Source organism: Plantibacter sp. MCCC 1A11337, from assembly GCF_013349365.1.
Taxonomy (GTDB): domain Bacteria; phylum Actinomycetota; class Actinomycetes; order Actinomycetales; family Microbacteriaceae; genus Plantibacter; species Plantibacter flavus_A.
The window spans coordinates 342,598-359,274 of record NZ_JABJWX010000004.1 but is presented as its reverse complement, the minus strand read 5'-3'; the positions used below and the strand labels follow the sequence as shown (position 1 = coordinate 359,274).

General features: G+C 69.0%; 16 protein-coding genes. 1 reads left to right on the top strand and 15 read right to left on the bottom strand.

Going from position 1 to position 16,677, the window contains the following annotated elements; genetic code table 11:
- The first annotated feature begins 25 nt into the window (after positions 1 to 25).
- Positions 26 to 649: a class I SAM-dependent methyltransferase gene (locus tag HOW07_RS16340; RefSeq protein ID WP_175117834.1), complete on the top strand. Its 624-nt coding sequence runs from the start codon at positions 26 to 28 to the stop codon at positions 647 to 649.
- 5 nt (positions 650 to 654) lie between these two features.
- Here HOW07_RS16340 and dapF read toward each other — a convergent pair whose 3' ends face one another.
- The 15 genes from dapF to HOW07_RS16265 all read right to left on the bottom strand — a co-directional run bounded on the left by dapF (position 655) and on the right by HOW07_RS16265 (position 16,658).
- On the bottom strand, positions 655 to 1,536 hold the full coding sequence (gene dapF / locus HOW07_RS16335) for a diaminopimelate epimerase (protein ID WP_121291744.1): 882 nt from the start codon (positions 1,534 to 1,536) through the stop codon (positions 655 to 657).
- Between the two features lie 9 nt (positions 1,537 to 1,545).
- Entirely contained in the window at positions 1,546 to 2,460 is a 915-nt protein-coding gene (gene miaA / locus HOW07_RS16330) for a tRNA (adenosine(37)-N6)-dimethylallyltransferase MiaA (RefSeq protein ID WP_175117833.1), read from the bottom strand.
- Positions 2,457 to 4,058 carry a tRNA (N6-isopentenyl adenosine(37)-C2)-methylthiotransferase MiaB gene (miaB, locus tag HOW07_RS16325; protein ID WP_175117832.1) on the bottom strand — a complete coding sequence of 534 codons (1,602 nt, stop codon included), beginning with the start codon at positions 4,056 to 4,058 and terminating at the stop codon, positions 2,457 to 2,459. The genes miaA and miaB overlap by 4 nt, the downstream gene beginning before the upstream one ends.
- A gap of 35 nt (positions 4,059 to 4,093) precedes the next feature.
- On the bottom strand, positions 4,094 to 4,969 hold the full coding sequence (locus tag HOW07_RS16320) for a regulatory protein RecX (RefSeq protein WP_175117831.1): 876 nt from the start codon (positions 4,967 to 4,969) through the stop codon (positions 4,094 to 4,096).
- 26 nt (positions 4,970 to 4,995) lie between these two features.
- Positions 4,996 to 6,138, bottom strand: coding sequence for a recombinase RecA (gene recA, locus HOW07_RS16315; protein WP_079002686.1), 1,143 nt, complete (start codon positions 6,136 to 6,138; stop codon positions 4,996 to 4,998).
- A gap of 281 nt (positions 6,139 to 6,419) precedes the next feature.
- Complete coding sequence (locus tag HOW07_RS16310) at positions 6,420 to 6,644, bottom strand: DUF3046 domain-containing protein (RefSeq protein WP_064294442.1); 225 nt, start codon at positions 6,642 to 6,644, stop codon at positions 6,420 to 6,422.
- Between the two features lie 92 nt (positions 6,645 to 6,736).
- Positions 6,737 to 7,045: a helix-turn-helix domain-containing protein gene (locus HOW07_RS16305; protein ID WP_056012120.1), complete on the bottom strand. Its 309-nt coding sequence runs from the start codon at positions 7,043 to 7,045 to the stop codon at positions 6,737 to 6,739.
- Positions 7,046 to 7,264: 219 nt separating this feature from the next.
- Positions 7,265 to 7,780, bottom strand: a complete 516-nt coding sequence (locus tag HOW07_RS16300; RefSeq protein ID WP_121291748.1) for a CinA family protein — start codon at positions 7,778 to 7,780, stop codon at positions 7,265 to 7,267.
- Positions 7,777 to 8,385, bottom strand: coding sequence for a CDP-diacylglycerol--glycerol-3-phosphate 3-phosphatidyltransferase (gene pgsA, locus HOW07_RS16295; RefSeq protein ID WP_064294444.1), 609 nt, complete (start codon positions 8,383 to 8,385; stop codon positions 7,777 to 7,779). Before pgsA ends, HOW07_RS16300 begins: the two co-directional genes overlap by 4 nt.
- Before the next feature lie 2 nt (positions 8,386 to 8,387).
- On the bottom strand, positions 8,388 to 11,282 hold the full coding sequence (locus tag HOW07_RS16290) for a DNA translocase FtsK (RefSeq protein ID WP_175117830.1): 2,895 nt from the start codon (positions 11,280 to 11,282) through the stop codon (positions 8,388 to 8,390).
- 77 nt (positions 11,283 to 11,359) lie between these two features.
- Positions 11,360 to 11,851: a GNAT family N-acetyltransferase gene (locus HOW07_RS16285; protein WP_175117829.1), complete on the bottom strand. Its 492-nt coding sequence runs from the start codon at positions 11,849 to 11,851 to the stop codon at positions 11,360 to 11,362.
- 58 nt (positions 11,852 to 11,909) lie between these two features.
- Positions 11,910 to 13,148 carry an ABC transporter permease gene (locus HOW07_RS16280; RefSeq protein WP_175117828.1) on the bottom strand — a complete coding sequence of 413 codons (1,239 nt, stop codon included), beginning with the start codon at positions 13,146 to 13,148 and terminating at the stop codon, positions 11,910 to 11,912.
- Complete coding sequence (locus tag HOW07_RS16275; protein WP_064294447.1) at positions 13,141 to 13,845, bottom strand: ABC transporter ATP-binding protein; 705 nt, start codon at positions 13,843 to 13,845, stop codon at positions 13,141 to 13,143. Before HOW07_RS16275 ends, HOW07_RS16280 begins: the two co-directional genes overlap by 8 nt.
- Positions 13,842 to 14,834, bottom strand: coding sequence for a hypothetical protein (locus HOW07_RS16270; protein ID WP_175117827.1), 993 nt, complete (start codon positions 14,832 to 14,834; stop codon positions 13,842 to 13,844). Before HOW07_RS16270 ends, HOW07_RS16275 begins: the two co-directional genes overlap by 4 nt.
- A 147-nt stretch (positions 14,835 to 14,981) precedes the next feature.
- Positions 14,982 to 16,658, bottom strand: a complete 1,677-nt coding sequence (locus tag HOW07_RS16265) for a ribonuclease J (protein ID WP_121291751.1) — start codon at positions 16,656 to 16,658, stop codon at positions 14,982 to 14,984.
- Between the last annotated feature and the right edge of the window lie 19 nt (positions 16,659 to 16,677).

The window sequence follows — 16,677 nt, the reverse complement described above, 5'->3', positions numbered from 1 at the left end:
CCTCCTGGTCCGGTACCGTTCCTGTATGTCGAACGAGCACTACTTCACCGCCGAACCCGCGAGCGAGTTGCAGCTCAAACCGATCACCGCACGCCTGGGCGGCGTCGACCGTTCGCTCGTCTCAGCGGGCGGCGTCTTCAGTCCGGGTCACCTCGATCAGGGCACCCAGGTGCTGCTCGCGAACACCCCTCCTCCCCCGCCGACGGGCGACCTCCTCGACATCGGCTGCGGCTGGGGCCCGATCGCCCTGTCGCTCGGGCTCGCGTCGCCGGACGCGACCGTCTGGGCGGTCGACGTCAACGAACGCGCGCTCGACCTGACCCGGATCAACGCGGAGCGCCTCGGACTCGTCAACATCCGTGCCGTCCTCCCAGACGACGTCCCCGACACGGTCCGCTTCGCGACCATCTGGTCGAACCCGCCGATCCGCGTCGGCAAGGACGAACTGCACCGCATGCTGATGCACTGGTTGCCGCGGCTCGAGGACGACGGTGACGCCTGGCTCGTCGTACAGAAGAACCTCGGCTCGGACTCGCTGCAGAAGTGGTTGCAGGAGCAGCTGCCGACGTCGTTCCACGTCGGACGTGCGGCCATGGCCAAGGGCTTCCGCGTCCTGCACGCCCGGCGCCGGGAGATCCGTCCGGCCTGACCGGCTCAGGCCAGGGTGATCGTCCCGGAGTAGACGAGCGTCGCCGGACCGGCCAGCACCACGTGCTCGCCGTCTGCGCCGGGAACCATGCGCACCCCGAGCACCCCGCCGGGCACCTCGACGCGCCAGTCGTTCGGAGCCGCCGCGCCCGCCCAGTGGCGGAACGCGAGCGCCGCGGCAGCCGTCCCGGTGCCACAGCTCAGGGTCTCGCCGCTCCCGCGCTCGTGGACGCGCATGCGGATCCGGGCCACACCGTCGGCGATGAGCGGCTCACCCGGGACGACCAACTCGACGTTGGCACCGTGCGGCGGTACGGGGTCGAGCTGTGGGACGTAGTCCAGTTCCGCTCCGTCGAGTTCGGCGGCGTCGGCGACCGCGACGACGATGTGCGGGTTGCCGACGTCGATCCCGATCCCCGGGCGGGCCACGGGCAGCCCCTTCACCCGGACGAGCGTCTCCCGCTCGTCGAGGCTCCATCGGCCGAGGTCGACGACGTAGCCGAGCGGGTCGTAGCCGACCATCCGGACGCCGGCGCGGGTTCCGATGGCGAGCTGTTCGCCGGGGGCCAGCTCCACGAGCCCGCTCTCGAGCAGGTAGTGGAGGAACACCCGGATGCCGTTGCCGCACATCTCCGCGACCGAACCGTCGGCGTTGTGGTAGTCCATGAACCACTCCGCGGCAGGGTCTTCAGCGAGCACGGCAGCCCCGGCTTCGAGGTGCGCTGACCGGACGGCGCGGATGACGCCGTCGGCCCCGATCCCGAAATGCCTGTCGCAGAGCGCCGCGATCTGGCCCGGATCGAGGGCCTCCTTGCCGTCAGGATCGGAGAAGAGCACGAAGTCGTTGCCCGTGCCGTGGCCCTTCGTGAAGGAGAGTGTCGACGCCATCCGACCAGTCTACGGGCGCACCCGGCGGGCCAGCTCACGCGCCTCGGCGCTGCCGCCCTCCACCCAGGTGATCGCCGGATAGCGCTTGAACCAGCTGACCTGACGGCGCGCGTACCGCCTCGTCAGACGCTGGGTCTCGGCGATCGCCTCCGCTTCGGTGAGCTCCGACCGCAGTTGCGCCACCGCTTGGGCGTACCCGATCGCACGGCCGGCGGTGACACCCTGCTCGAGGCCGTGCTCGAGCAGCTCGGCAGTCTCCGCGACGAGTCCTGCGTCCCACATCATCTCGACGCGCCGGTCGAGGCGCTCGACGAGGACCTCTCGCGGCGTCGAGACCCCGATGACCTCGACCGGCCGCCAGGGGACGGGGCGTTCCGGAAGCGCTGCACCGTGGCCGCGCTCGGCCAACTCGTGGACTTCGAGTGCGCGCACGACTCGGCGGGCGTTCGCCGCATCGATGCGCTCGGCGGTCGCGGGATCGGCCATGCGGAGCCGCTCGATGAGCGACGGGAGCCCTTCCTCCTCGAGTTCCCGTTCCAGGCGCTCGCGCAGGGCGCGGTCTCTCGGCGGGAAGCGGAAGTCATGGATGACGCTCGAGACGTACAGCCCGGAACCGCCGACGAGGATCGGCGTCACCCCACGCGCGGTGAGCTCGTCGATCACCGCACGAGCCGTCGGCTGGTACCAGGCGACGGACGCCTCCTCCGAGACGTCCAGGACGTCGAAGAGGTGGTGCGGGATCCCGCGCCGCTCCTCCATGGGCAGCTTCGCGGTCCCGATGTCCATGCCACGATAGAACTGCATGGCGTCGGCGTTGACGATCTCGGCTGGACGGCCCGACTCGCGGAGAGCGGTCGCCAGCTCGAGCGACAGTGCGGACTTCCCCGTCCCGGTCGCTCCGACGACCGCGAGGAAGCCGGTCACCGGCGTTCGCCGTCGCTCGGGTCGTAGATGGGAGAGGTGGTCACGCCGACGGTCGGTGCCCCGATGCGCAGGCCGGGCAAGCCGAGCGAGACGCGGCCTGGCTCCGCCGCGGCGGCCGTCGTCGGCACACCGCAGGAATCGGCCTGAGCTCGATCCCAGGCGTCTCCGGCACGCGTCCGACGGACCCGCAGGGGTTCACCGCCGGGTGTGTCGGCGATGAGGTGGAACGACGCGGCCTCGGTGATCGTCACGGTCACGACGTCACCAGGTCGCGGCACCTCGGAGCCCGCCGGCACCTCGAAGTGGACAAGACGCGAGTCCTCGGCCCGCCCGCTCAGTCGATGCGTGGCGTCGTTCTTGCGCCCCTCCCCGACCGCGACGAGCAACTCGACCTGCCGGCCCACCTGACGCCGGTTCTCCTCGAGACTGATGCGGTCCTGCAACGCGATGAGGCGCTCGTACCGCTCCTGCACGACGGCCTTCGGGATCTGATCGGGCATCGTGGCCGCCGGCGTACCCGCTCGGATCGAGTACTGGAAGGTGAAGGCGCTGGCGAACCGTGCGGCCTCGACCACGCGGAGGGTCTCCTGGAAGTCCTCCTCCGTCTCGCCGGGGAACCCGACGATGATGTCGGTCGAGATGGCCGCGTGCGGAATCCTCGCACGGACCCGATCGAGGATCCCGAGGAAGCGCTCGGACCGGTACGAGCGACGCATCGCCTTGAGGATGCGGTCGGAACCCGATTGCAGCGGCATGTGCAGTTGCGGCATCACATTCGACGTCTCGGCCATCGCGTCGATGACGTCGTCGGTGAAGGCAGCAGGGTGCGGGCTGGTGAACCGGACGCGTTCCAAGCCCTCGATCGTGCCCGCCGCCCGCAGGAGCTTGCCGAACGCCTGACGATCCCCGAACTCGACGCCGTAGGAGTTCACGTTCTGCCCGAGCAGCGTCACCTCGATGGCGCCGTCCTCGACGAGCGCGCGCAGCTCACCGAGGATCTCGCCCGGGCGACGGTCCTTCTCCTTGCCACGGAGCGACGGCACGATGCAGAAGGTGCACGTGTTGTTGCACCCGACGGAGATCGAGACCCAACCGCTGTAGCTGGAATCGCGTTTGGTCGGGAGGGTGGAGGGGAAGGTGTCGAGCGACTCGAGGATCTCCAACTGGGCCTCGTCGTTGTGCCGAGCCCGCTCCAGCAACGACGGCAGTGAGCCCATGTTGTGCGTCCCGAAGACGACGTCCACCCACGGGGCCTTCTGGAGGATGACCTCTTTGTCCTTCTGCGCCAGACAACCGCCGACGGCGATCTGCATCCCGCTGCGCTGCTTCTTGATCGATGCCAGGTGGCCGAGGTTGCCGTACAGCTTGTTGTCGGCGTTCTCGCGGACCGCGCAGGTGTTGATGACCACGATGTCGGCCTGCTCACCGTCCGCCTTGACGTAACCGGCGGCCTCGAGCGACCCGCTGAGCCGCTCTGAGTCGTGCACGTTCATCTGGCACCCGTAGGTGCGGACCTCATAGCTCCGCTGCCGACCTGACTCGTCGATCGCGGCGGGTGAGGCGCTGATGACCGTGGGCGTCTCGACGATGCTGCTCATACCGGCAGTCTACGCGCGGCCTGAGAGGCTTCCGGTCAGCGGAAACTCACGCCGGAACGCTTCGACCCCGACAGGGCACGTGAGCACGCCTCACGGATGATCGCCGAGCCGTATCCGCGTCTCGCGAGATAGGCCGACAGACGTCGCTCGGCCGTCGCCTGATCGAGGGAGCGCAGTTGACCGGCACGCTTCTCGGCGACCACTAGCGCTCGTCGAAGCTCGTCGTCGTCGTCGATGGCCTCGAGCGCCTCGGAGACGATCGTGGCGTCGATGCGTCGCGAGGAGAGTTCGCGGCCGATCACCGCACGGGACTGCCCTTTGCGGGTGTGCAGGCTCTCGACGAGTTGGCGTGCGAGTTCGGCGTCGTCGAGATAGCCGCGTCGGCGGAGTTCGGCGAGGACGTGCTCGACCTCGTCGGGTGCCGCGTCGTGGCCGCGGAGGAGCTCCGCGATCTCCCACTCGGAACACCCGCGGCGGGCGAGTCGTCGCACCGCGAGCAGGTCGAGTTCGGCCAGCCGAACCTCCGGATCGACCGGAGCCTGGACCTCATCGGCTTCGGCGCGGTCGTCTGCGTCGTCCGGCGCCTCGACGGCCGAGGTCCAGGCGAGCGTCCGCGGATCGGGCTCGGGTGGTGTCGTCGGGCTGGTCGCCGCCGGGGCATCGCTCGACACGTCGCCCGGCGGGGTGGTCTCCCTCTCGACGCGCTCGGTGGACGTCCGGCGCAACGGAGCGACGGGACGCGCGACGGGCGCGGCCGCGACCGGAGCCTCGTCGGTCTGCCCGACGAACCAGCCGTCGGGTTCTGCCGTTGCATCGGGGGCCTGACGCCGACCACCGAACAGCGAGGTCACGGGGGCCAAGCGCTCCGACGACTCGTCGGCCGGACCGGCGGGAGGGAAGGAGACGACCATGGTGACCTCGCTGTTCGGGGCGCGCGCTACGCGCTGCGCTTCGCGGCGGACTTCGATGCGCCGGCGGCTGCGAGCTGCGGGGCTCCACCCGTCGCCGCCTCGAGCGCGGCGGCCTCGGCAGCAGCGACCTCGGCCGCGGCGGCATCCGCAGCCTTCTTGGTGGCGGCACCCTCGGCGCCGACACCGAGCTTGCCGAGGATCCGGCGCTCGATCTCAGCGGCGATGTCCGGGTTCTTCAGCAGGAAGTTCCGGGCGTTCTCCTTGCCCTGACCGAGCTGATCGCCCTCGTAGGTGTACCAGGCGCCGGCCTTCTTGACGATGGCGTGCTCGACACCGAAGTCGATCAACGAGCCCTCGCGCGAGATGCCCACGCCGTACAGGATGTCGAACTCGGCCTGCCGGAAGGGCGGAGCCATCTTGTTCTTGACGACCTTCACGCGCGTACGGTTGCCCACGGCCTCCGTGCCGTCCTTCAGCGTCTCGATGCGACGGATGTCGAGGCGGACCGAGGCGTAGAACTTCAGGGCCTTACCACCGGCGGTCGTCTCGGGGCTGCCGAACATCACACCGATCTTCTCGCGCAGCTGGTTGATGAAGATCATCGTCGTGTTCGTCTGGTTCAGGCCACCGGTCAGCTTGCGCAGTGCCTGCGACATGAGGCGGGCCTGCAGACCGACGTGGGAGTCACCCATGTCGCCCTCGATCTCGGCGCGGGGTACGAGCGCGGCGACGGAGTCGATCACGATGAGGTCGATGGAACCCGAGCGCACGAGCATGTCGGCGATCTCGAGCGCCTGCTCACCCGTGTCGGGCTGGGAGACGAGCAGCGAGTCGATGTCGACGCCGAGCTTCTTGGCGTACTCGGGGTCGAGCGCGTGCTCAGCGTCGATGAAGGCGGCGATGCCGCCAGCACGCTGGGCGTTCGCGATGGCGTGCAGCGTGAGCGTCGTCTTACCCGAGGACTCAGGCCCGTAGATCTCGACGATGCGGCCTCGCGGGAGCCCTCCGATGCCGAGCGCGACGTCGAGGGCGATCGAGCCGGTGGAGACGACCTCGACCGGTGCACGCTCGTCGCTGCCGAGGCGCATCACCGAGCCCTTGCCGAACTGACGGTCGATCTGGGCGAGTGCGGTTTCGAGGGACTTCTCGCGTTCAGCTGGACTTGGCATGGTGTGCTTCTCTCTGCTCGGTGTCGGGTGCCTATAGGCTGTCGCCGCGTGTTCCGGGACCCGCTTCTGCTGAAGATCGGGGCCCGAGGGCGACAAGGCGTCGGTCGTTCCTGGTGTCTCCGACGGTACGCGCCACCACCGACATGCGCCGATGGACGACCCGATCCGTGCAGAACGCACTCACGAATGATCCTGTGGAGGACACTAGCACCACTAGAACGGATGTTCGATACCGATCGGGCGGCGTGTCGAAGACCACTTCGCCCGTGAGGCGGGACGCGTCACGCGCCCGGCTGCAGCCGTCCGACACCGTGGCGTCGCTCGTCCGGCACGTCGGTCGCGGTACACAGCGCGATCCAGACGTCGCGGGGCGGGACACCCGCGCGCAACGCCTCCTCGGCGGTCTTCGAGCCGAACTCGGTGAGTCCGAGGTCACCGGTGAGCACCGCTCCGTACGCCACACCGAACTCGTCGGCCACGGCCGTCCTGAACTCACTCAGCTTCATTCCTGCTCCTGTCCCTTCCTCCGTCGTCCGTCCGGACGCGGAAACGCCCCGGGAGAGGGATCCCGGGGCGTTCTGCTGCCGTGCTCGCTCGATCAGCGGGAGACGAGTTCGTCCAGCTCGTTGACCAGTTCGTCCGGAACGGTGTCCGGGATGTTCGGGGAGAGACCCTCGATGACCGCGAGGCGGTCACCGACCTCTCGCATGATGACGGAGATGGGGGTGTCGAGGGCGTCGGCCACCGAGGCGAGGATCTCGCTCGATGCCTCCTTCTGGCCTCGTTCGACCTCGCTCAGGTATCCGAGTGCGACGCTCGCCTTACTCGCCACCTGGCGCAGCGTGCGACCCTTCTGCAACCGGAAGTCCCTCAGCACGTCGCCGATCTCTTGACGGACTAGAACCACGTGACCCTCCCTCTGTGCTCTACGACCTCATGTCGTACAGCGCTCTGCTTCTGCAACGCGGATTCACGTCGTCCCAGCTGATCGCCGTCTCGTTCGTGGATGGCCAACATTACAACCACCGTATGCCGAACAGTAACCAGGATCACTGGGCTTTTCTTGTGAATACGTCATCTGTAACGCGATGGAAACGGACGGTATTCCGCCGATCGGAGTCGGCGTTCACTCGAGTGCGCCGAGTTCGCGAACGAGCGCCTCCAACGCGAGCTCGACGGTCCGGTGTCGGATCTCCTGACGGCCTCCGTCGAGGGTGAGCGGCACCACCCGTCCACCCGCTCGCGTCACGATGCCCACGAAGACCGTCCCGACGGCCTGGCCGTCCTGCGGGTCCGGTCCGGCGACGCCGGTCGTCGCGATACCGACGTCGGCTGGAAGCCCGTCGATCGCCAGGGCACGGCGCGCGCCGTCGGCCATCTGCAGGGCCACCTCCGGGTGCACGGCACCGTGGAGCGCGAGGAGGCCGGCGTCGACTCCGAGCAACGAGTGCTTCAGGCGGGTGTCGTACGCGACCACACCGCCTCGGACCGTTGCGGACGCGCCGGGGACGCTGATGAGCGCCGCGGCCAGCAGCCCGCCGGTCAGGGACTCCGCGACACCGATCGTCAACCGGGCGTCGATGAGGGCGTGGACCGCCGAGGCGGCACCGGCGTCGGCCGACTCGACGGCATCGGACGTCATCGCTTGACCTGCCGGTCGGCGCGCGACCCGCGGACGGCGGTGACGACGTAGTCGATGCCGCTCGCGATGGTCAGGAGCACGGCGATGGTCATGAACACCGCGTTCACCCAGAGCACCCAGTCACCGAGGAGCACCCAGAACGGCGCGAGGGCGAGCGAGATCGCGACGGCCTGGGCCAGGGTCTTGAGCTTCCCCATCCACGCGGCGGCCACGACATGGTCGGAGATCACGATGAAGCGATGGACGGTGATGCCGATCTCGCGCACGAGCACGACGATCGTGACCCACCACGGCAGTTCGCCGAGGATCGACAACGCGACGAGCGCTCCACCCGTCAGCACCTTGTCGGCGATCGGGTCGAGGATCTTGCCGAGGTCCGTCACGAGGTTGCGACTGCGGGCGATGTGTCCGTCGATGCCGTCGCTCGCGATCGCGACGACGAAGAGCAGGGCCGCCCACCACCGCAGTGCGCCGTCGGAACCGTCGTCCGCCAGCAGCATCCACATGAACACGGGCGCGAGCACGATCCTCGCCACGGTGATCGCGTTCGGGAGGTTCCAGTTCGAGATGCGCGGCTCAGCAGCCGACGCGTTCGATGCCGTCATGTCTACTCCCGACCGGTGAGACTCCAGGCGTCTTCGTCAGAACCGCCCTCGACCTCAGGATAGTCCTGGAACTGGGCCTCGACCGGGTCCGCGCCGTAGGGGTCGGGCTCGACGCCGCCGGCAGCGCCGACGACCGGAGCGGCCGCAGCTGCTGTCGACGCCGCCGCCGCGGGGGCCGGAGCGGCCGAGCCGTCGTCCTCGCCGCGCAGGCGGGCCAGGACGCCCGGCAGCTGCTCGGCGGTGACGAGGACGTCTCGGGCCTTCGAGCCCTCGGACGGGCCGACGATCTCGCGGGACTCCATGAGGTCCATGAGCCGGCCGGCCTTCGCGAAACCGACCCGGAGCTTCCGCTGCAGCATCGAGGTCGATCCGAACTGCGTCGATACCACGAGCTCCGCTGCGGCGAGCAGCAGTTCGAGGTCGTCGCCGATGTCCGCGTCGATCTCCTTGCGCTCCGCGACGGCCTGGACGTCCTTCCGGTACTCCGGCCGCGCCTGGTTGGTGACATGCTCGACGACCCGCTGGATCTCGTTCTCGCCGACCCAGGCACCCTGCACGCGGATGGACTTGTTCGCGCCCATCGGCAGGAACAGGGCGTCACCCTGGCCGATGAGCTTGTCGGCGCCCGGCTGGTCGAGGATGACCCGCGAGTCGGTGACGCTCGTGACGGCGAAGGCGAGGCGGGAGGGGACGTTCGCCTTGATGAGGCCGGTGACGACGTCGACCGACGGACGCTGCGTCGCGAGGACGAGGTGGATTCCGGACGCACGGGCCAGCTGCGTGATGCGGACGATCGAGTCCTCGACGTCGCGGGGCGCGACCATCATCAGGTCGGCGAGCTCGTCGACGACGACCAGCAGGTACGGGTAGGGCTTCAGCACGCGTTCGCTTCCCGCGGGGAGGACGATCTCGCCTGCCACGACGGCCTTGTTGAAGTCGTCGATGTGCCGGTAGCCGAAGCTCGCGAGGTCGTCGTACCGCATGTCCATCTCCTTCACGACCCACTGCAGCGCTTCCGCCGCCTTCTTCGGGTTCGTGATGATGGGCGTGATGAGGTGCGGGACGCCCGCGTACGGCGCGAGCTCGACGCGCTTGGGGTCGATGAGGACCATGCGCACCTCACTCGGCTTGGCGCGCATGAGCAGCGAGGTGATCATCGAGTTGACGAAGACCGACTTCCCGGAGCCGGTCGAGCCGGCGACCAGGAGGTGCGGCATCTTCGCGAGGTTCGCGACGACGTAGCCGCCGCCGACGTCCTTGCCGACGCCGATCGTCATCGGGTGGTTGCTGTTCGTGGCCGCCGTCGACCGCAGGATGTCGCCGAGGGTGACGATCTCGCGGTCGGTGTTCGGGATCTCGATACCGATGGCGCTCTTCCCCGGGATGGGCGAGAGGATGCGGACCTCGTTGGACGCCACGGCGTAGGAGAGGTTCTTGCTGAGCGCCGTCACGCGCTCGACCTTGACGCCCGGGCCGAGCTCGATCTCGTACTGCGTCACGGTCGGGCCGCGGGAGAAGCCGGTGACCTTCGCGTCGACGCCGAACTGGTCGAGGACGCTCGTGATCGCGGCGACCGCTTCGTCGTTGGCGGCGCTGTGGGTCTTCGCGGGCTCCCCCGCAGCCAGTGTCCCTGCGGACGGGAGACGGTAGGGCGTGTCGTCCTGGCCCTGCTGCGCCATCGGGCGCGCCGAGAAGTCGATCTGGTCGGGTGCACCGAGGAGCGCGGGGTCGAGGTCTTCGATGACCTCCGTCGCGCCGGGGATGCTGTCGTCGTGCAGACCCGTCTGCGGCTTGATCTCGCCCGTGTTGAACCGCTTGACGGCGCTCTCCGCCGCTTCGAGGTCGCCGAGGAGCTCGGAGCCGAAGGCGTCGTGCACCGGCGCGGCTTTCGGCGACGCGGCAGGCGCGGCCACCGGTTCGAGCGGCGAGTCGAATCCGCCGGACGGCTTCTCGAGACCGAGGAGCTCGGTCATGTTGTCGCCCATGAGCGGGTCCTCGAACGTCGGGTCGTCCTCGCGGCGGCTCGTGTTGCGACGCCACCACGGCAGGGCCGCCGGCTCGTCGGGTTCCTCATCGAGGTCGTCGAGTCGCTTCGTCCGCGCACGCTTCGGCTCTGCGGGCTCTCCCTCAGGTGCCTCCGGCTGCTCGCCGAACATCCAGGTGGAGAACTGCCGCACGCGGGCACCGACGCGGTTCGGGGGCGTCTTCGTCACGATGAAGAGACTGAGGAGGATCAGGAGCGAGATGAGGACGGTCGCGCCGATCGGGGTGATGATCGCGGCGAGCGGAGCGCCGAGGATCCACCCGAGGAGACCGCCGGCCTGCGCCAACGCGGGCAGGCCCTGACTCGGGTTCGGCTGGCCACCGTGGATGTGGCAGAGCGCCGAGATGCTGATCAGGAGCAGACCGAGGCCGATGCTGATGCGGCCGTTGTCGTCGACCGAGGCCGGGTGCCGGAACAGCCAGACCGCGAAGACGATCATGATGACCGGGAGCACGAAGGCGAGTCGGCCGAAGAGGCCTCCGAACGACCAGGCGTCGAAGATCTGGGCGACCGGGTCGGCCGCGCCGAACCACTCGACGACGGCACCGACGACGGCGAGCAGGAAGAGCAGGAAGGGGAAGCCGTCGCGACGGTCCTCCTTGGCGATGCGCTCGGGACCGAGGGCGCGGACCGCTCCACCGACGCCGTGCGCGAGACCGAGCCACATCGAGGTCAGCACACTGCGCTGCTCCTCGGCGGCCGGATAGGCGACGGTCTTCTGCTGCTTCGTCGTCGACGCGCCCGCCTTGGGGCCGGCTTTGGTGTTCGTCTTCGTGCTCGTGGTGCGCGACGAAGCGCCGCTCGGCGAGGAAGCGCTGCGCGAACGGCTGGTCGAGTTGGAACGTGCGGCCATGCGTTCACGGTACTCGTCGCCACCGACGCAGCCCGGCAAGCTGGCGGGGTGTCCACGATCCGCGATCCGCCGGGCGGTCAGCGCAGATTCAGGACCATCGTGTCGCGGCTCCCCCGCCGGTCCACGGTCGCGAACCCCTCGGTGCGGTACAGCGAGACGGCGTGGTTCGCGCGCTCCACGCTCAGGCTGATGCGCTGGTACCCGACCGCTCTGGCGAGCTGCACGGTCGCGCGGAGCAACTGCCGTCCGACGCCCTGTGCGCGGTGGATCGGACTGACCCCCAGGATGAGTTCGGGGACGCCGCCCGCCACGTACCCGAACCCGGGTGCATCGGACGGGAAGAGTCGATACCAGCACGCCCCGACCGGCGCGCCGTCCTGCCCGACGGCGACGACCCCGGCGTCGCCGGGGCGACGCCACCCGTGCACGTACCGGGTGTGCTGCGCATCGGCGAGGACGGCGGACCGGGGACGGGGCGCGACGGCGTTCCAGTTCGCCGCCTCGACCAGCATGTCGGTGAGGACGCGCACATCAGCCACCGCGGCTTCGCGGATCGAGTAGACCGCCATGGACGGATGGTACGCCAACGGTGTTTCGAGCAGATGACGCGTGAGGGGTCGCCGGCGCTCAGTACCGGATGGCGTCGATCACCTTCACGCGGACGGCGACGAGCGCCGGGAGGAGCCCGGCGATCGCGCCGACGGCCGTCGCGCAGACCAGCCCGAGGACCGCCGCCTCGATGGGGAACGGCGGGAAGTCCGTCACGAGCCCTTGACCGATGAACTGCTCGACGATCGGACTCTTCACGACGGCGACGGCGAGCATGACACCGATCACCCCGGCGATGAAGGTGGCGACGACACTCTCCATCATCACGGCGAAGAACACGCGCGGCGCGGTCGCCCCGAAACTGCGTCGGATCCCGATCTCGCGGATGCGCTGGCGGACGGTGACGAGCGAGAGGTTGATCAGCCCGAGGGCTCCGAGCAGGAGGATGAGTCCGGCGACGGCACCGACCACGAGCTTCAACGACAGGAGCGGGTCCTCTCCCGTCTGGCCGAAGTCGTTGCGGAACACCTCGACGCCGTACGCGTCGCCGAGTTCGGCACGCAGGTCGGACTGGATCCGCTGGATGAAGGCCTCTGCGTCCGCGTTCGGGACCCAGAACTCGAACTGCGGCAGCTGACCGGGCTGGCCCATGCCCTCCTCGGCGCCGGCCGCCGGACCGATGAGCGCCGTCCCCGCGGGCAGGATCGACAGCTGCGGTTCGGTGTCCCACTCATTGCTGGCGTACACCCCGACGACCACGGCCGTGACCGGATGTTCACCGTGGACGGTGACCGTCGGGTGCGTCTCGATGGGCGGCGACCCGAGGCGCTGCCAGAACGCCGGGTTCACGACGATCGCGGGTGCGAGGCGGTCGCCGTCGTCCTCCTGGAACCAGGTGCCCTCGTCGAGTCTGATGCGGTGCATCTCGCCGTAGGGGACATCGACGACGGTCGCGGGTACCGGCACGGTCCCGTCGGCGAACTGCACGTTCAACTGGGTGCTCCCGGATTGCGAGACGTACCCGATGCCGTACCGCTCGGCGAGGTCGTGCACCGCCGTGATGTACAGCTCCGGGTCGGGCTGCTCCACTCCCGTGCCGTAGACCGACGCCATGAGCGTGGCGGGTCGGCCGCCGTAGCGTTCCTGCGACTCGGTCTGGGCCTGCGCCGCGAGCGACGACATGCCGACCATGCTCGTGAGGGCGCACACCGCGACACCGACGCCGATGAGCGAGAGGATGACCCGGCCACGATGGATCCGCAGCTCCTGGGCGGCCTCGACGACCGCTCCGACGATCGAGGTCAGGATCCTAGACATCCGTGGCCTCCAGTTCGTGATCGGGGGTGAGCACGCCGTGATCGAGACGGTGGTGGGTCGTCGCGAGTCGGGCGATGGCCCGGTCGTGGGTGATCGTCACGAGGGCGGCCCCCGTGGAGGACGCCACCTCATCGAGCAGGGACATGACGGAGGTGCCGGTCTCGACGTCGAGTGCGCCGGTCGGCTCGTCCGCGAGGATGAGCCGTGGCCCACGGACCAGTGACCGTGCGATGGCGACGCGCTGCTGTTCGCCGCCGGACAGTTTCGTGGGCATCGCGTCGAGGCGGTCGCCGAGTCCGACGCGTTCGAGCATCGCGGCGGCGATCTCCCGACGGCGCCAGAACGAGCGTCCGCCGGCATACAGGAGCGGCGTCGTCACGTTCTCGAGCGCGGTCCGGCCGGGCAGGAGGTTGAACTGTTGGAAGACGAATCCGATCTGGGCGCCGCGCAGTCGGTCGCGCGCACCGGAGCCGAGGCGTTCCGCAGGTCGACCGTCGAAGACGAGCGACCCGGAGGTCGGCTTGTCGAGCAGGCCGAGGAGGTTCAGGAGCGTCGACTTGCCCGAACCCGATCGGCCGACGATGGAGACGCGATCGCCCTCGTGCACCTCGAGGTCGACGCCGTCGAGGATCGTCAGCGGCGGCGCATCGGGGATCTGGACGACCCTGGTGACGCCGCGGAGTTCGAGGAGCGTCACCCGACCGACCCGTCGCAAGCCATGCTGCCGTCCGGAAGCGTCGTGCATCCCTCGGGCGCGGGCGCGACGGCTCCGGGGACGAACTGGAGCACCGAGTCACCTTCGGCGACGCCGTCGACGATCTGCACCTGCTGCCCGTCGTTCAGTCCCAGCGTGACCGACCGTTCCTCCTGGGCACCGTCGGCGCCGACGACCCAGACGGTCCCGGTTCCTGCCGAACCCTTGACCGCGGTCGTCGGGAGCACGAGGACGTTCTCGGCGACACCGCCCGCGAGTTCGATCGTCGCGGCGAGTCCGGCGAACACCCGGACATCACCGGGCACCGCGCAGGTGACGGAGGTTCCGCTGCCACCGGGTGTCTGCCCGGATCCACCGCCCGTCGTCGGCTCCTCCTCGTCGCCGCCGCTCGACGGCGTCGTGACGCGGACGGCCGGACAGACGAACGGGGCCGGGCCGCCGTTGATGGTGACCGTCGCCTCGCCGGGGATGGTGAGCAGACGGTACTGCTTGTCGGCGCTCAACGCCCCGGTGATGGAGAACGTGGCCGGCGACACCTGCGCAACCGCGTCGCCGATCTGGACCGACTGCCCGTGGATGAGCTTGACGTTGCCGAGAGTGCCCGCGACCGGCGCGGTCACCTGCACGTACCGCTCCTTGCCCTCCTCGTCGATGGTCTTGACGTCGAGGATGGGATCACCCTCCGCGAGGACGGCCCCCTTGGCGGCGAACACCTCGTCGACGGTGCCGGCGACGGTCGACTTCGCCGTGCTGGCCGGGTCGGCGACGACCTGGCCCTCCACCGAGACGGTGTTGACCACGGTGCCGAGCGCCGCCTGGACCTGTGGTTCCACGAGGCTCCCGGTCGGCTGCGTCGGCCCCTCCTCCTGCGGTGCGTCCGGGAAGAACGCGACCTTCACGAGCGCCACCGCGATCGCGCTGAAGACGAGCAGTTTCAGAATGGGGAACACCCAGGTGCGGACAATGCCCACGCCGACCTCCGGAATCCACCGCAGTCGGAGTGACGAGCGGCCATAGGAGGTTCCAAGGTAGCAACGCGGAAGGCGGCCGGACATCACCCTCGCGGATGATGTCCGACCGCCTCCTGGCGGGTGGGACCGAGCGGACCCGTCCGGTGATCAGGCCTCGATGACGAGCGGGACGATCATCGGGCGGCGACGGAAGGACGTGTTGACCCAGCGGCCGACGGTCCGACGGATCACCTGCGACAGCGCGTGCGTGTCGCGGACGCCGTTCTCCGCCGCCTCGGCGAGTGCCTTCGCGACCTTCGGCTTGATGTCGGCGAAGACCTTGTCGTCCTCGGCGAAGCCCTTCGCGTGCACCTCGGGACCGGAGATGATGTGCCCGGTCTTCGAGTCGACGACGACGATGACCGAGATGAAGCCCTCCTCCGCCAGGATGCGACGGTCCTTGAGGTCGGCGTCGGTGATCTCGCCGACGGTCGAGCCGTCGACGTAGACGAGCCCGACGTCGAGCTGCCCGACGACCTTCGCGACGCCGTCCTTCAAGTCGATGACGATGCCGTCCTCGCCGATGAAGGTGTTCTGCGCCGGGACACCGCTGTCGATCGCGAGCTTCTGGTTCGCGACGAGGTGACGGTACTCACCGTGGACCGGGAGCACGTTCTTCGGCTGGAGGATGTTGTAGCAGTACAGCAGCTCACCGGCGGCCGCGTGACCGGAGACGTGGACCTTCGCGTTGCCCTTGTGGACGACGGTGGCGCCGAGCTTCGTCAGGCCGTCGATGACCCGGTAGACCGCGTTCTCATTGCCAGGGATCAGGCTCGAGGCGAGGATGACGGTGTCGCCCGGGCCCGGTTCGATCGCGTGGTCGAGGTTCGCCATCCGGCTGAGGACGGCCATCGGCTCGCCCTGCGACCCGGTCGACATGTAGACGATCTTGTCCTCGGGGAGGTCTTTCGCCTTCTTGTAGTCGATGAGCAGGCCCTCGGGGACGTTCAGGTACCCGAGGTCTGCTGCGATACCCATGTTGCGCACCATGGAACGACCGAGGAACGCCACCCGCCGTCCGTGGGTGTGAGCCGCGTCGAGGACCTGCTGGACGCGGTGCACGTGACTCGAGAAGCTCGCGACGATGACGCGGCGCTCGGACTTCGCGATGACCTGGTCGAGGACCGGCCCGATGGACCGCTCGAGCGGCGTGAATCCCGGAACGTCGGCGTTCGTCGAGTCGACGAGGAAGAGGTCGACGCCTTCTTCACCGAGGCGGGCGAAGGCGCGGAGGTCCGTCAGGCGGCCGTCCAGCGGCAACTGGTCCATCTTGAAGTCACCGGTCACGAGGACCGTGCCGGCGTCGGTGTCGATGAACACCGCGAGCGCGTCCGGGATCGAGTGGTTGACCGCGACGAACTCGAGGTCGAACGGCCCCAGCGCCTCGATCTGGCCCTCCTTCACCGGCAGGGTGTAGGGGACGATGCGGTGTTCCTTGAGCTTCGCTTCGATGAGCGCGAGCGTCAGGCCGGAACCGATCAGCGGGATGTCCTTGCGGAGCTTCAGGAGGTAGGGCACGGCGCCGATGTGGTCCTCGTGACCGTGCGTGAGCACGACCCCGACGATGTCGTCGAGCCGGTCCTTGATGGAGGTGAAATCGGGAAGGATCAGGTCGACGCCCGGCTGGTGTTCTTCGGGGAAGAGCACGCCGCAGTCGACGATCAGGATCTTGCCGTCGATCTCGAAGCAGGTCATGTTCCTGCCGATCTCGCCGAGTCCTCCGATGGGGATGACGCGGAGCGTCCCCGGTTCGAGGACTGGCGGATCGATGATGGTATTGGGCATGTAGCCCCCCTCTGGTTTG

Coding starts and splice junctions, on each gene's coding strand:
- pgsA (WP_064294444.1), bottom strand. CDS start 8,385: ATGACGGCATCGAACGCGTCGGCTGCTGAGCCGCGCATCTCGAACTGG.
- HOW07_RS16310 (WP_064294442.1), bottom strand. CDS start 6,644: ATGAAGCTGAGTGAGTTCAGGACGGCCGTGGCCGACGAGTTCGGTGTG.
- HOW07_RS16340 (WP_175117834.1), top strand. CDS start 26: ATGTCGAACGAGCACTACTTCACCGCCGAACCCGCGAGCGAGTTGCAG.
- HOW07_RS16290 (WP_175117830.1), bottom strand. CDS start 11,282: ATGGCCGCACGTTCCAACTCGACCAGCCGTTCGCGCAGCGCTTCCTCG.
- HOW07_RS16285 (WP_175117829.1), bottom strand. CDS start 11,851: ATGGCGGTCTACTCGATCCGCGAAGCCGCGGTGGCTGATGTGCGCGTC.
- HOW07_RS16320 (WP_175117831.1), bottom strand. CDS start 4,969: ATGGTCGTCTCCTTCCCTCCCGCCGGTCCGGCCGACGAGTCGTCGGAG.
- HOW07_RS16300 (WP_121291748.1), bottom strand. CDS start 7,780: ATGACGTCCGATGCCGTCGAGTCGGCCGACGCCGGTGCCGCCTCGGCG.
- HOW07_RS16280 (WP_175117828.1), bottom strand. CDS start 13,148: ATGTCTAGGATCCTGACCTCGATCGTCGGAGCGGTCGTCGAGGCCGCC.
- dapF (WP_121291744.1), bottom strand. CDS start 1,536: ATGGCGTCGACACTCTCCTTCACGAAGGGCCACGGCACGGGCAACGAC.
- recA (WP_079002686.1), bottom strand. CDS start 6,138: ATGCCAAGTCCAGCTGAACGCGAGAAGTCCCTCGAAACCGCACTCGCC.
- HOW07_RS16265 (WP_121291751.1), bottom strand. CDS start 16,658: ATGCCCAATACCATCATCGATCCGCCAGTCCTCGAACCGGGGACGCTC.
- miaB (WP_175117832.1), bottom strand. CDS start 4,058: ATGAGCAGCATCGTCGAGACGCCCACGGTCATCAGCGCCTCACCCGCC.